10 protein-coding genes are annotated in these 13408 nt (G+C 70.9%); 5 read left to right on the top strand and 5 right to left on the bottom strand.

Annotated features, from left to right (window positions below):
- Window positions 1-26 precede the first annotated feature (26 nt).
- On the bottom strand, window positions 27-3029 hold the full coding sequence (locus AB0L56_RS17015) for a bifunctional [glutamine synthetase] adenylyltransferase/[glutamine synthetase]-adenylyl-L-tyrosine phosphorylase (protein WP_365424119.1): 3003 nt from the start codon (window positions 3027-3029) through the stop codon (window positions 27-29).
- A gap of 154 nt (window positions 3030-3183) precedes the next feature.
- Between AB0L56_RS17015 and AB0L56_RS17010 the strand changes: the two genes are divergently transcribed.
- Window positions 3184-3711: a pyridoxamine 5'-phosphate oxidase family protein gene (locus AB0L56_RS17010; protein WP_361035948.1), complete on the top strand. Its 528-nt coding sequence runs from the start codon at window positions 3184-3186 to the stop codon at window positions 3709-3711.
- A gap of 31 nt (window positions 3712-3742) precedes the next feature.
- Complete coding sequence (locus tag AB0L56_RS17005; RefSeq protein WP_365424116.1) at window positions 3743-4183, top strand: VOC family protein; 441 nt, start codon at window positions 3743-3745, stop codon at window positions 4181-4183.
- A gap of 21 nt (window positions 4184-4204) precedes the next feature.
- Here AB0L56_RS17005 and glnA read toward each other — a convergent pair whose 3' ends face one another.
- Together glnA and AB0L56_RS16995 are read right to left on the bottom strand one after the other, a co-directional pair.
- Window positions 4205-5566, bottom strand: coding sequence for a type I glutamate--ammonia ligase (gene glnA, locus AB0L56_RS17000; protein WP_361035954.1), 1362 nt, complete (start codon window positions 5564-5566; stop codon window positions 4205-4207).
- A 248-nt stretch (window positions 5567-5814) separates the two neighbouring features.
- A complete protein-coding gene (locus AB0L56_RS16995) occupies window positions 5815-6261 on the bottom strand; it encodes an Rrf2 family transcriptional regulator (RefSeq protein ID WP_365424113.1) in 447 nt (148 codons plus the stop codon).
- 160 nt (window positions 6262-6421) lie between these two features.
- Here AB0L56_RS16995 and AB0L56_RS16990 point away from each other — a divergent pair, with 160 nt between their 5' ends.
- Genes AB0L56_RS16990 through AB0L56_RS16980 form a run of 3 tightly spaced genes read left to right on the top strand, consistent with a single transcriptional unit; the run spans window position 6422 to window position 9506 of the window.
- A complete protein-coding gene (locus AB0L56_RS16990; protein ID WP_365424110.1) occupies window positions 6422-7087 on the top strand; it encodes a DUF3105 domain-containing protein in 666 nt (221 codons plus the stop codon).
- The gene (locus AB0L56_RS16985) at window positions 7084-7704 is read left to right on the top strand and encodes a DUF305 domain-containing protein (RefSeq protein WP_361035963.1); all 621 of its coding nucleotides are present in this window, start codon (window positions 7084-7086) and stop codon (window positions 7702-7704) included. The genes AB0L56_RS16990 and AB0L56_RS16985 overlap by 4 nt, the downstream gene beginning before the upstream one ends.
- A gap of 44 nt (window positions 7705-7748) precedes the next feature.
- Window positions 7749-9506 carry an NAD+ synthase gene (locus tag AB0L56_RS16980; RefSeq protein WP_365424107.1) on the top strand — a complete coding sequence of 586 codons (1758 nt, stop codon included), beginning with the start codon at window positions 7749-7751 and terminating at the stop codon, window positions 9504-9506.
- A 620-nt stretch (window positions 9507-10126) separates the two neighbouring features.
- On the opposite strand, the gene AB0L56_RS16975 is transcribed toward AB0L56_RS16980, so the two are convergent.
- The gene (locus AB0L56_RS16975) at window positions 10127-11176 is read right to left on the bottom strand and encodes a glycosyltransferase family 4 protein (protein ID WP_365424104.1); all 1050 of its coding nucleotides are present in this window, start codon (window positions 11174-11176) and stop codon (window positions 10127-10129) included.
- Between the two features lie 26 nt (window positions 11177-11202).
- Window positions 11203-13407, bottom strand: coding sequence for a glycogen debranching N-terminal domain-containing protein (locus tag AB0L56_RS16970; RefSeq protein ID WP_365424101.1), 2205 nt, complete (start codon window positions 13405-13407; stop codon window positions 11203-11205).
- Window position 13408 lies beyond the last annotated feature (1 nt).

The following is a 13408-nucleotide window of genomic DNA, read 5'->3' as shown; positions in this document are numbered from 1 at the left end:
GGCCGCCCTCACGTCCGGGACCGCCGTCACGCCCCTCCGTAGAACAGCTTCTCCACCACGCCCCGGGCCCGCCGTGCCGAGCGCCGGTACGCGTCGAGCATGTCGCCCGCGTGGCCGGGGCCGTAGCCCAGGTAGCGGCCGACGGCGCCCAGTTCGCGCGGCTGGGTGGGGAAGGTGTCCCCGGCGCGGCCCTTGACCAGCATCACCGCGTTGCGCACGCGGGTGGCCAGGACCCACGCCTCGTCGAGGACGGCGGCGTCCTCCTCGGGGATCAGCCCGGCCGTGCGGGCGGCGGCCAGCGCCTCGCGCGTACGGGTCGTGCGCAGCGCCGGCTCCCGCGCGCCGTGCCGCAGCTGGAGCAGCTGCACGGTCCACTCCACGTCGGACAGCCCGCCCGGGCCGAGCTTGGCGTGCAGTTTGGGATCGGCGCCGCGCGGCAGCCGCTCGGACTCCATACGGGCCTTCAGCCGCCGGATCTCGCGGACGGCCTCCTCGTCGAGCCCGTCGGCCGGATAGCGCAGCGGGTCGATCAGCTCGATGAAGCGGCGGCCGAGGTCCTCGTCCCCGGCGACAGGTTCGGCGCGCAGCAGCGCGTGCCGCTCCCACACCAGCGACCAGCGGCGGTAGTACGCCTCGTACGACGCGAGGGTGCGTACCAGCGGCCCGGACTTGCCCTCCGGGCGCAGGTCGGCGTCGATCAGCAGCGGCGGGTCGGCGCTGGGGAGCTGGAGCAGCCGGCGCATCTCGGCGACGACCTTGCCCGCCGCGTCGGCCGCCTCCCGTTCGTCCACGCCCTCGCGCGGCTCGTGCACGAACAGCACGTCCGCGTCGGAGCCGTAGCCCAGCTCGTGCCCGCCGAAGCGGCCCATGCCGATGATCGCGAAGCGGGTGGGGAGCGTATCCCCCCAGCCCTCGCGGACCACCGCGCGGAGCGTGCCGGCGAGGGTGGCGGCCGTCAGGTCGGACACCGCGCCGCCCACCAGGTCCACCAGGGCGCCCTGGTCGGCCTCGGCGGGCTGGGACTCGGTGCCGTAGGAGCCGACGATGTCGGCGGCGGCCGTACGGAACAGCTCCCGGCGGCGCACGCCACGGGCGGCCGTGACGCCCTGGACGGCGTTGTCGGCGCGGCGGACGGCGGCGAGGATCTCCTGCTCCAGGTGGGCGCGTGAGCGAGGGGTCAGTCCCCCGCCGTCGCCGTCGCCGAGCAGGGCCACCGCCTCGGGGGCGCGCATCAGCAGGTCGGGGGCGAGCCGCCCGGCGGACAGCACGCGGGCCAGGTTCTCGGCGGCCGCGCCCTCGTCGCGCAGCAGCCGCAGGTACCAGGGCGTCTTGCCGAGCGCGTCGGAGACCTTGCGGAAGTTGAGCAGGCCAGCGTCCGGGTCGGCTGAGTCCGCGAACCAGCCCAGCAGCACGGGCAGCAGCGTGCGCTGGATGGCGGCCTTGCGGGTGACGCCGGACGCCAGCGCCTCCAGGTGGCGCAGCGCGGAGGCCGGGTCGGCGTAGCCGAGGGCCACCATGCGCTCCCGGGCCGCTTCCGGGCTGAGCCGGGCCTCACCGGGGCCGAGCGCCGCGACGGCGTCCAGCAGCGGCCGGTAGAACAGCTTCTCGTGCAGCCGCCGTACGACGGAGGCGTGTCGCTTCCACTCGCGGGTCAGGGTGGCGACCGGGTCGGTGCGCAGGTCGAGGGAGCGGGCCAGGCGCCGCAGGTCGGCCTCGTCCCGGGGGACGAGGTGGGTGCGGCGCAGCCGGTAGAGCTGGATGCGGTGCTCCATGGAGCGCAGGAAGCGGTAGGCGTCGTCGAGCTGGGCGGCGTCCGCGCGGCCGACGTAGCCGCCGGCGGCGAGGGCCTTCAGCGCGTCGAGGGTGGTGCCGCTGCGCAGCGAGGCGTCGGCGCGGCCGTGCACCAGCTGGAGCAGCTGTACGGCGAACTCCACGTCCCGCAGGCCGCCGGGGCCGAGTTTGAGCTGGCGGTCGATCTCGGCGGCGGGGATGTTCTCCACCACCCGGCGGCGCATCTTCTGCACGTCGGCGACGAAGTTCTCCCGCTCGGCGGCCTGCCACACCAGCGGCTGCAGCGCGCGGACGTACTCCTCGCCCAGCCGGAGGTCACCGGCGACCGGGCGGGCCTTCAGCAGCGCCTGGAACTCCCAGGTCTTCGCCCAGCGCTGGTAGTAGGCGAGGTGGGAGGCGAGGGTGCGCACGAGCGGCCCGTTGCGGCCCTCGGGGCGAAGATTGGCGTCGACGGGCCAGATGGAGCCCTCGACAGTGGTCTCGGAGCAGATCCGCATCATGTGCGAGGCGAGCCGTGTCGCGGCGCGCAGCGCCTTGTCCTCGTCGGCCCCGTCCATGGCCTCGCCGACGAAGATGACGTCCACGTCGGAGACGTAGTTCAGCTCGTGGCCCCCGCACTTGCCCATCGCGATCACCGCCAGCCGGCACAGCGCGGCGTCCTCGGGCGCGGCGGCCTCGGCGAGGGCGAGGGCGGCGCGCAGGGTGGCGGTGGCGAGGTCGGCGAGCTCGGCGGCGGTCTCGGCGACCTCGATGGTGCCGCAGACGTCACGGGCGGCGATGGACAGCAGACAGCGCCGGTAGGCGACGCGGAGGGACACCGGGTCGTCGGCGGCGGCGAGACCGCGTTCGAAGTCCTCGATGCCGGGGTGCAGATCGCGCGGCTCATAGGTGACCAGGGCCTGCCAGTCGCTCGGGTGCCGGGCGAGGTGCTCGGCGAGTGCCTCGGAGGCGCCGAGCACCCCGAGCAGCCGGTCCCGCAGCGGCTTGGCGGCTATCAGCGTGTCCAGCAGCTCCTGGCGGGCGGCGGCGCCGTCCTGCGCCTCCAGCAGCCGTACGAGTCCCAGCAGGGCGAGGTCGGGGTCGGCGGTCTGGCCGAGGGCGTCCAGCAGGACCGGGTCGCTGCGCACGGGCGCCAGTTCGTCGCTGTCCAGCAGCCGCTCGGCGGCGGACGGATCGGTGAAGCCGTGCCGCAGCAGCCGCGTGAAGATACTGCTCCTGCGCCCCGGCGCCGACGTCATCCCCGGTCTCCCTCGTGCCTCGGATCTGGGTCGTACGGCCACGAGCCTAGTCGCAGCAAGGGCGCGCGGCGCTGGGGTGCCTTGCGATGAGTTCCGGCGTCGGACGGGGTCCGAAGGAGGTAGGCATGTACCGCCCGCCCGCGATGGAGGTTCCATGAACGGCATTCCCGAGACCCGCCTCGATCCCGACGCCCGCCTCGACCCGCGCTACAGCGATCCGGAAGCAATCGCACCGCCCTGGTCCCATGTGGAGCGGCTGATCTCCCAGGCGGAACTGTTCTGGATCTCCACGGTCCGCCCCGACGGACGCCCCCACGTCACACCGCTCCCGGCCGTCTGGTCCGCGGGCGCGCTGCACTTCTGCACCGGGCCGGAGGAGCGCAAGGCGCGCAACCTGGCGGAGAACCCGCATGTCGTGCTGACCACCGGCACCAACATCTGGAACAAGGGCTACGACGTGGTCGTGGAGGGCGAGGCGGTACGGGTCGGCGACGACGCGCGGCTGCGGGAGCTGGCGGCGGCGTGGGAGGGGAAGTACGGCAGCTTCTGGCACTTCGAGGTGCGGGACGGGCACTTCCAGCACGGCGGGGGACGCGCCGTGGTGTTCTCGGTGGCGCCGCGGACCGTTTTCGGATTCGGTAAGGGAGAGCCGTTCAGTCAGACGAGGTGGCGGTTCGACTGACGCCGTATCCGACGAGGAGGCCGGAGTTTTCATGGACATGACCCTTGAAGTGATCCCGCTCCCAGTGAGCGACATCGACCGGGCCAGGGACTTCTACCGGGACATGGTCGGCTTCCACGTCGACATCGACCAGGAGGTCATGCCGGGCATGCGTATCGTCCAGCTGACCCCGCCCGGCTCCGGCTGTTCGATCGCCCTCGGCGACGCCCTCTGGGAGTCCGTCCCGGGGCCCACTCCGGCCCCCGGCTCCTACCAGGGGCTCCAGCTCTGCGTCGCCGACATCGGGGCCGCCCGCGCGGAACTGGTCGAGCGGGGCCTGCTGGTCTCCGAACCGGTCCGGTACGCCGAGGCCGACGGCGCCACGTTCATGTACTTCGCGGACCCGGACGGCAACGGCTGGGCGGTCCAGGAGTACCGGCGGCGGGCGGAGGAGCCGCTGCACAAGGCACTGACGGAGCAGGCGGGGGCGTAGCGGAGCCCCGCTGCCGCGCGGCTACAGGACGGGCAGGTTCTTGCGGAGTTCGAACGCCGTGACCTCGGAGCGGTACTCCTCCCACTCCTGCTTCTTGTTGCGCAGGAAGAAGTCGAAGACGTGTTCGCCGAGGGTTTCGGCGGCCAGGTCGCTGCGCTGCATCAGGCTCAGGGCCTCGCCCAGGTTCTGCGGCAGCGGCTCGATGCCGAGCGCACGGCGTTCCGCGTCGGAGAGGGCCCAGACGTCGTCCTCGGCGCCCGGCGGGAGTTCGTAGCTCTCCTCGATGCCCTTCAGGCCGGCCGCCAGGAGCAGGGCGTAGGCCAGGTACGGGTTGGCCCCGGAGTCCAGGGAGCGGACCTCCACGCGCGCCGAGCCGGTCTTGCCGGGCTTGTACATCGGGACGCGGACGAGGGCGCTGCGGTTGTTGTGACCCCAGCAGATGTACGACGGGGCCTCGCCGCCGGCGCCCGCGGTGCGCTCCGAGCCGCCCCAGATGCGCTTGTAGCTGTTGACCCACTGGTTGGTGACCGCCGAGATCTCCGCCGCGTGCCGCAGCAGACCCGCGATGAAGGAGCGGCCGACCTTGGAGAGCTGGTACTCCGCGCCGGACTCGTAGAACGCGTTCCGGTCGCCCTCGAAGAGGGAGAGGTGGGTGTGCATGCCGGAGCCCGGGTGCTCGGAGAAGGGCTTGGGCATGAAGGTCGCCTGGACGCCCTGTTCCAGCGCCACCTGCTTCATGACCAGGCGGAACGTCATGATGTTGTCCGCCGTGGAGAGCGCGTCCGCGTACCGCAGGTCGATCTCCTGCTGGCCGGGGGCGCCCTCGTGGTGGGAGAACTCCACCGAGATGCCCATCGACTCCAGCATGGTGATCGCCTGGCGGCGGAAGTCCATGCCGACGTTCTGCGGGGTGTGGTCGAAGTAGCCCGAGTTGTCCGCGGGGGTCGGGCGGCTGCCGTCGAGCGGCTTGTCCTTCAGCAGGAAGAACTCGATCTCCGGGTGGGTGTAGAAGGTGAAGCCCAGGTCGGAGGTGCGGGCGAGGGCCCGCTTGAGCACGTAGCGCGGGTCCGCGAAGGACGGGGAGCCGTCCGGCATGAGAATGTCGCAGAACATCCGGGCCGTGCCGGGGCCCTCGGCGCGCCACGGGAGGATCTGGAACGTCGACGGGTCGGGCTTGGCGATCATGTCGGACTCGTACACCCGGGCGAAGCCCTCGATGGCCGAGCCGTCGAAGCCGATCCCCTCGTCGAAAGCCTGCTCGAGCTCGGCGGGGGCGACGGCCACGGACTTCAGGAAGCCCAGCACGTCGGTGAACCACAGGCGCACGAACCGGATGTCGCGCTCCTCCAACGTCCGGAGCACGAACTCCTGCTGCTTGTCCATCTTCCGCTTCCCCATCCTTGCCGGTCAGGTCGCCTGTCCGCGCTCGCCCCTCGGAAGGCGGGCGAGGTGACGAGCGGGCACACGCGCATCCCACCACACCAGCGTTTCATACGGGTTGCCGACCCCGACCGGACGACTGGCCGTGGCCTGAACGCCCCGCTCACGACAGGTGTACCCCGCTGAGGCCCATCCTGCCTGTTCGGGTGCGTGTTCGTAACGGGTGGGGCGGGTCTTGCGGGTGCAGGTGGTCAGGGTTTCGGGGAGATGCCCAGCAGGAGCGGGCCCGTGGGGTCCGCGACGATGTCCGACACCGTGATCGGGTCCAGCGTGGCGTAGAACGCCTCCTGGGCCCGGCGCAGGGCGCCGCGCAGGCGGCAGGCGGAGCTCAGCGGGCAGGGGGCCGAGGTGGCCGTCCCCTCGCAGTCGACGACGTCTCCCTCGCCCTCGAAAGCCCGGACGAGGGCACCCACCGAGGCGGTGCGGCCCTCCTCCGTGAGCGCCAGGCCTCCGCCCCTGCCGCGCCGGGCCGTGAGCAGGCCCATGTGCTGGAGTTCGGCGACGACCTTCGCGGCGTGGGTGTACGGCACGTCCATGGCCGTCGAGACGTCCCGTGTCGTCGGGTTGGAGTCGCCGCCGGTCACGGCGAGGCGCATGAGGACCCGCAAGGCCAGGTCGGTGGAGCGCAGGAGCCGCATGGCATGCAGGGTAGGTAATGCGCATCTGGGGTTCAAATTTCGGGGAGGCGGTAGCCGCGTGCGTCCGTGCGGATGTTTCTACCCTCTACGACGGACCCGACTTCCCCATTACGATCAGCTGATCCGTTCGTCCTACTCCTCTCCCCCGAAGGACACTCCCATGGGCTCCGCCAACAAGAGCAGCGCGGCACGCACGGCACGCATAGAGGAGATGCGGCGTGCGGAACGGGCCCGCGAGCGCCGCACCCGGATTCTCACCATCGGGGCGAGCGTGGTCGTCGTCGCCGGACTCGTGGTCGGCGGTGTGGTGCTCATCCAGTCGCAGTCGGACGACGGCGGCAGCAGCTCGGCGGACGGTTCCAAGAACCCGGGCAAGTTCGTCACGGCCAAGGACGGCGTGCGGACCTGGGAAGGCGAACTGGCGCGCAATCACGTGACCAAGGTCGTGGACTACCCCGTCACGCCTCCCGTCGGCGGTGACCACAACCCCGTGTGGATGAACTGCAACGGGGACGTCTACACCGACGAGATCAACGACACCAACGCCGTGCACTCGCTCGAGCACGGGGCCGTGTGGGTGACGTACAACGCCGATGCCGACAAGGCCGACGTCGACGCGCTCGCCGCGAAGGTGAAGAAGACGCCGTACACGCTGATGAGTCCGGTGGACGGGCAGAAGGACCCGATCATGCTCACCGCCTGGGGGCACCAGCGGGCGGTGACTGGTGCGGATGACCCGGATGTCAACGCGTTCCTCGAGAAGTTCGTCCAGGGTCGGCAGACGCCCGAGCCGGGGGCCGCCTGCACGAACGGGCTGGCCGAATGAGGAAACCGGGGCTGATCGCCGGCGCCGCTGTCACCGTGCTCGTCGCGGCCGGTGCGATCACCTTCGCGGTGGCCGGGGACGAGGGGTCGTCCGGCACGGTTCCCGCTGCCGACTCCGCGGATGCCGGGTTCGCCCGGGACATGGCCGTCCACCATCAGCAGGCCGTCGAGATGTCGTACATCGTGCGGGACCGGACGGACGACGAGGCGGTCCGCCGGCTCGCCTACGACATCGCCCAGACGCAGGCCAATCAGCGGGGCATGCTGCTCGGCTGGCTCGACCTGTGGGAGCTTCCCAAGGTGTCCCTGGACCCGCCCATGACCTGGATGGGGATGGGTGACACGGCCTCCGGCAAGGACGGGGCGTTGATGCCGGGGATGGCGACCAACGCCGAGATGGAGCGGCTGGGGGCGTTGAGGGGTGAGGCGGCCGAGGTCTTGTATCTGCGGCTCATGACGGACCATCACAAGGGTGGGGTCCACATGGCTCAGGGGTGTGTCAGCGCGTGTGAGGTGGGGGTCGAGAAGCGGCTTGCGCGGGGGATGGTGGAGGCGCAGGAGTCGGAGATCGCGTTGATGGCCCGGATGCTGGAGGAGCGGGGGGCTGGGGGTGCGTAGAGAGCGCGCTATATCGCGTCGCTTTGACGATTACACTGGGGCTCGTGCCTCAACTACGTCTCGCCCTTAATCAGATCGACTCGACCGTCGGTGATCTCGCCGGCAACGCCGAAACGATTGTCCGCTGGACCCGGCACTCCGCCGAACGGGGCGCGCACCTCGTCGCGTTCCCGGAGATGGCGCTCACCGGGTATCCCGTCGAGGATCTCGCCCTCAGGTCGTCGTTCGTGGAAGCCTCGCGGGCCGCTCTGCGCTCGCTGGCGACGCGGCTCGCGGAGGAGGGGTTCGGCGAGCTTCCGGTGATCGTCGGGTATCTCGACCGCAGCGCCGCCGCCCAGCCGAAGTACGGGCAGCCGGCCGGTGCGCCGCAGAACGCCGGCGCGGTGCTGTACGGGGGTGAGGTGGTGCTCAGCTTCGCCAAGCACCACCTGCCGAACTACGGCGTCTTCGACGAGTTCCGGTACTTCGTGCCCGGCGACACCATGCCGGTGGTACGGGTCCGGGGTGTGGATGTCGCGCTCGCCATCTGTGAGGACCTCTGGCAGGACGGGGGGCGGATCCCCGCGGCGCGGTCGGCGCGGGCCGGGCTGCTGCTGTCGATCAACGCCTCGCCGTACGAGCGGGAGAAGGACGACACCCGGCTTGAGCTCGTGCGCAAGCGGGCGCAGGAGGCCGGGTGCACGACCGCGTACCTCGCGATGATGGGCGGGCAGGACGAGCTCGTCTTCGACGGGGACTCGATCGTGGTGGACCGTGACGGTCAGGTGGTGGCGCGGGCGCCGCAGTTCGCCGAGGCGTGTGTCGTGGTCGACCTGGATCTGCCGGCTGCCGTGGCTGATGCGCCGGTGGGCGTTGTGGACGACGGGTTGCGGATCGAGCGGGTCGTGCTGTCGGAGGAGGCTGTGCCGGCGTACGACGTCGAGTCGGCGGCGGCCGGGGGGTATGCCGAGCGGCTCGGTGATGACGAGGAGGTGTACTCCGCGCTCGTTGTGGGGCTGCGGGCGTATGTTCAGAAGAACGGGTTCCGGTCGGTGCTGATCGGGTTGTCCGGGGGGATCGACTCTGCGTTGGTCGCCGCGATCGCTTGCGATGCGGTGGGGGCGGAGAACGTGTACGGCGTTTCTATGCCGTCGAAGTACTCGTCGGAGCACTCGAAGGACGACGCGGCGGAGCTGGCGCGGCGGACCGGGCTGAACTATCGGACCGTGACGATCGAGCCGATGTTCGACGCGTATATGGGGGCGCTGGAGCTGACGGGGCTGGCGGAGGAAAATCTGCAGTCGCGGCTGCGGGGGACGCTGCTGATGGCGATCTCCAACCAGGAGGGGCACATCGTGCTGGCGCCGGGGAACAAGTCGGAGCTGGCGGTGGGGTACTCGACGCTGTACGGGGACTCGGTGGGGGCGTACGGGCCGATCAAGGACGTGTACAAGACGTTGGTGTTCCGGCTGGCGGAGTGGCGCAACCGGGCGGCGGTGGAGCGGGGGCAGACGCCGCCGATTCCGGAGAACTCGATCTCCAAGCCGCCGAGTGCGGAGTTGCGGCCGGGGCAGGTGGACACGGACTCGCTGCCGGACTATCCGGTGCTGGACGCGATCCTGGCGCTGTATGTGGACCGGGACCGGGGGGCTGACGAGATCGTCGCGGCCGGGTTCGATGCGGAGCTGGTGGCGAAGACGCTGCGGATGGTGGACCGGGCGGAGTACAAGCGGCGGCAGTATCCGCCGGGGACGAAGATCTCCCCGAAGGGCTTCGGGAAGGACCGCCGTCTGCCGATCACCAACGGCTGGCGCGAGGGCTGACGCCTGCCGCTGCGGGTGGGTGGGGGTGCGCGTTGTATGCCTGCGGCGCCTCTGTCCCTCCGGTGGGGGTTTGGGTAGCGCCTACGGGGGTGGGTGGTGCGGGGCCGGGTCGGGGGTGTCCGTCCTCGGACTGGCGCGACTGTGCTTGTTGGTGGAGGCGAGGGGGCGGACGCGCCAGTCGCTGCGGGCGGGCACCCCCGCCCCGACCCCTCCCCGCCGTCGGCGGCCACACCGCGATCCGCTGTTAAGCCGGCGCCATGCGGGCGGCCGGTTCGCTGCGCAGGCGCACCCGCCCCGTCCCCTGCCCGCCGTCGGCGGCACACCCCCGGCCACCGCGATCCGCCGTTAAGCCGGCGCCACGCGGGACGGCCGGTTCGCTCTGCGCGGGCACCCCCGCCCCGACCCCTCCCCGCCGTCGGCGGCACACCCCCGGCCACCGCGATCCGCCGTTAAGCCCGCGCCACGCGGGCAGCCGGCTCGCTCTGCGCGGGTGCCCCGCCCCGACCCCTCCCCGCCGACGTCGGCATACCCACGGCCACCGCGATCCGCCTTTGCGCCGGCGCGCCGGTTCGCTGTGCGGGTGCCCCCGCGCCGTCGCCTCCCGCGGTCGGTGGCTCCGCTTAAGCCGGCGCCATGCGGGCGGCCGGTTCATTGTGGGGGTGGTGTCGGGAAAGTTGCTGGTAGAGGGCCGCGTAGGCGGCTGCCATCTGGTCGGTGTCGAAGTGACGGCGGACTCGTCCTCGGCAGGCCACGGGGTCCAGCCGGTCCACCGAGCCGATCGCCTTGGCCAGTTCGGCGGGGTGATCACAGATGTAGCCGGTGACGCCTTCCTCGACGATCTCGGGCACCGATCCACGGCGGAGTGCGACGACCGGCGTGCCGCAGGCCATCGCCTCGATCATCACCATTCCGAACGGTTCCTCCCACTGGATCGGGAACAGCAGGCAGCGGGCGCTCGCCAGGAGGTCCAGCTTGGTGTGCCAATCGACCTCCCCGACCAAGTGCACGTCGTCGCCCATCCGGGGCCGGATTTCCGCCTCGATGTAGGGCTGCTCGGAGGGGTCGTTGCAGTTGCCGGCGACGGTCAGGGGCAGCTCTGCCTCCCGGGCCGCGTCGATGGCCAGATGGACACCCTTGTCCGCGGCGATCCGGCCGAGGAAGAGTGCGTTGCCGCCCTTGCGGTCGCGGTAGGGGTAGTGGGCGCTGCGCAGCGCATTGTGGACCTGTCCGGACCAATGGATGTCCGGAGCCTCTGCCTGCTGCGCGCGTGAGAGCGCCACCATGTGCACGGTGTCACTGAGTGCCCGGTAGTAGAGGCCCATCTCCCCGGTCACGGGGCCGTGCGCGGTGACCACGGTCGGCGCCTGGCGCTGCCCGGCTTGGAGCGGACCCGCCATGCTGTGGTCGTGGATCACATCGGAATCGAGGGAACGCAGCACGCGCGCCGTACGCGCGGTATGCAGGACCTCCGGGCGGGAGTTCCCCAGCCTCCGCGAACCCGCGGGATTGTCGTCAGTGGCGATGAAGCGGCCCTTGGTCCCGTTGCGGCCCACTCCGATGACGGTCACCCGATGCCCCAGTTCCACCAGGCCGTCGACCAGCTCGGCACACATCGCCTCGATCCCTCCGTAGCCCTCGGGCGGCAGCGCGAACCAGGGTGTGGAGATCATGGTGATGTTGAGTGGTGACTTCGGCCTCATGGGGTCCGCCCTTGGGGTGATCCAGGGCCCGATGACATGTCCGGGCCCTGCTGGTGGTGGGGTGCGGGAGCGGGCGGACGGCGAGACTGGCGCACGATCTCGACGTCGTTGGGCAGCCCGTGGATGCTGGTTGACGCCCCGTCGACCTCCAGATCCACGCGCCGACCGGCCAGCGGGATGTTGTTGATGGACAGGCGTCCGTAGCGGGCGGGCCACGCTGGCTCCACCCATACCTGGCTGTGCGACATCCACGGATCGATGCGCAGCAGCGCTCGCAGCAACTGGACCGGAGTGGCGGCAGCCCAGGCCTGCGGGGAGCAGGAGGTGGGATACGGCACCGGCGCCTCGTACTCCCCGCGGTCGAAGCCGCAGAACAGCTCGGGCAGCCGGCCGCCGAAGGTTTCGGCGGCGTCGAGGATGCCGGTGGCCACCCGCTGGGCCTCGTCGACGAACCCGTAGCGCATCAGTCCGGTGGCCAGGATCGCGTTGTCGTGCGGCCAGACCGAGCCGTTGTGGTAGCTCATCGGGTTGTACGCACCCATCGTCGTGGCCAAGGTGCGCACCCCCCAGCCGGTGAACATCTCCGGGGACAGCAGTCGTTCGGCCACCTGCCCGGCCTTGTCGCGGTCCGCGATCCCCGTCCACAGGCAATGGCCCATGTTCGAGCCCAGCGCGTCGATGGGGCGCTTGTCGCGGTCGAGACCGATGGCGTACCAGCCCCGCTCGGGCAGCCAGAATTTCTCGTTGAAGGCTTCCTTCAGCGCGACAGCCTTACTGCACCAGTGCTCGACGGCCTTGAGGTCACCGGCCTCATGAGCGAAGTGCGACCGGACGACATAGGCCGCGTAGACGTAGCTCTGCACCTCGGACAGGGCGATCGGCGGCTCGGCGAGGGTGCCGTCGGCGAAGTTGACACCGTCGAAGGAGTCCTTCCAGCCCTGGTTGAGCAGACCGTTGTCGGTCATGCGCTGGTATTCGACGAAGCCGTCACCGTCTTGGTCGCCGTAGTTCTCGATCCACTCGAGTGCCCGGTCGGCGTGCGGCAGCAGGCCCTCGACGGCCTCGGGGGCTATGCCCCAGCGGCTCAGCTCACCGAGGACGATGACGAACAACGGTGTGGCGTCGGCCGTCCCGTAGTACACACTGCCGCCGCCGCGGGCCAGCGGGAAGTCCAGGCCGAAGCGTGTCTCGTGCAGTATGCGTCCCGGCTGTTCCTCAGTGGTGGGGTCGACCTTGCGGCCCTGGGCCCGCGCCAGCGTCTGCAGGGTTCCCAGGGCCAGGTTCTGGTCCAGCGGCAGGGCCATGTAGGAGGAGAGGAGTGAGTCCCGGCCGAACAGGGCCATGAACCAGGGCGCGCCGGCGGCCACTGCCGTGTCCTGCGGGTGTTCCGGATCGAAGATGCGCAGCGCGCCCAGATCCTCCAGGCTGCGCCGCACCGTCCGGTGCAGTTCCGGGTCCTCGATCTTCGTAATACGCGGAGTGCTCTCGCGCCAGGCACGCAGGCGGCGGGCCGGCGCGGACTCGGTCGGCTCCACGCCCACCGGAAAGACACCGCCGGCATGCTCCTGGTCGACGCTGGGTCGCACCAGCAGCGTGGTGCGCCACTGGCCGTGGGCCGGCACGTCGGCCCGGAAGTCCAGGCCGTCCGGGCGGGCACGGGCGCCCTCGCTCTGCACCCGTACGCCGCGCCATGCCGAACCGGAGCGGAGGTCGAATTCCAGGACCGAACCGTCCGTCGTGGCCGTCACCTCGCCCTGCGGGCGCATTCGGTTCTCCTTGACGGCGAAGACGTCGGCGAAGTCGGCGCCGATGTCCAGGGAGACCGCCACGGTCATCGGTCGTGGGCTCAAGTTGCGCACCTTGAGGTCCTCGCGCATCCCCTCACCCACATAGCGTGTGCGCTCCACCAGCACTTCACTCTGCGAGCCGTGGGGTGGCACGCGGGCCAGGAACGTCGTGCGGTACGGGTCGGGGGACATGACGGTCAAATGGTGGGGGCGGACGCCGTCCACCCGTACCCGCCAGTCGGAGATGACCCGCATGTCCCGGAAGAACAGTCCCTGCGGGACCTCGGATTCCATGTCACCGGAGGCACTCGACACGCAGAACGTCGGCCCCTCGACCAGGGTGACGGTGGCCGCGTTGAGTACGGCCGGTTCGCTTTCCTCGACGATCGTGCTGACCTCGTCGGTCGTCGTCATG

It is taken from the genome of Streptomyces sp. NPDC052079 (assembly GCF_040680275.1).
Classification (GTDB): Bacteria; Actinomycetota; Actinomycetes; order Streptomycetales; family Streptomycetaceae; genus Streptomyces.
This window is presented reverse-complemented; position numbering and strand designations above follow the sequence as displayed.

Bases quoted from the DNA above. Each gene is read 5' to 3' on its own strand.
- AB0L56_RS17015 (WP_365424119.1), bottom strand. From the start codon at position 3,029: ATGACGTCGGCGCCGGGGCGCAGGAGCAGTATCTTCACGCGGCTGCTG.
- AB0L56_RS17010 (WP_361035948.1), top strand. From the start codon at position 3,184: ATGAACGGCATTCCCGAGACCCGCCTCGATCCCGACGCCCGCCTCGAC.
- AB0L56_RS17005 (WP_365424116.1), top strand. From the start codon at position 3,743: ATGGACATGACCCTTGAAGTGATCCCGCTCCCAGTGAGCGACATCGAC.
- glnA (WP_361035954.1), bottom strand. From the start codon at position 5,566: ATGGACAAGCAGCAGGAGTTCGTGCTCCGGACGTTGGAGGAGCGCGAC.
- AB0L56_RS16995 (WP_365424113.1), bottom strand. From the start codon at position 6,261: ATGCGGCTCCTGCGCTCCACCGACCTGGCCTTGCGGGTCCTCATGCGC.
- AB0L56_RS16990 (WP_365424110.1), top strand. From the start codon at position 6,422: ATGGGCTCCGCCAACAAGAGCAGCGCGGCACGCACGGCACGCATAGAG.
- AB0L56_RS16985 (WP_361035963.1), top strand. From the start codon at position 7,084: ATGAGGAAACCGGGGCTGATCGCCGGCGCCGCTGTCACCGTGCTCGTC.
- AB0L56_RS16975 (WP_365424104.1), bottom strand. From the start codon at position 11,176: ATGATCTCCACACCCTGGTTCGCGCTGCCGCCCGAGGGCTACGGAGGG.
- AB0L56_RS16970 (WP_365424101.1), bottom strand. From the start codon at position 13,407: ATGACGACGACCGACGAGGTCAGCACGATCGTCGAGGAAAGCGAACCG.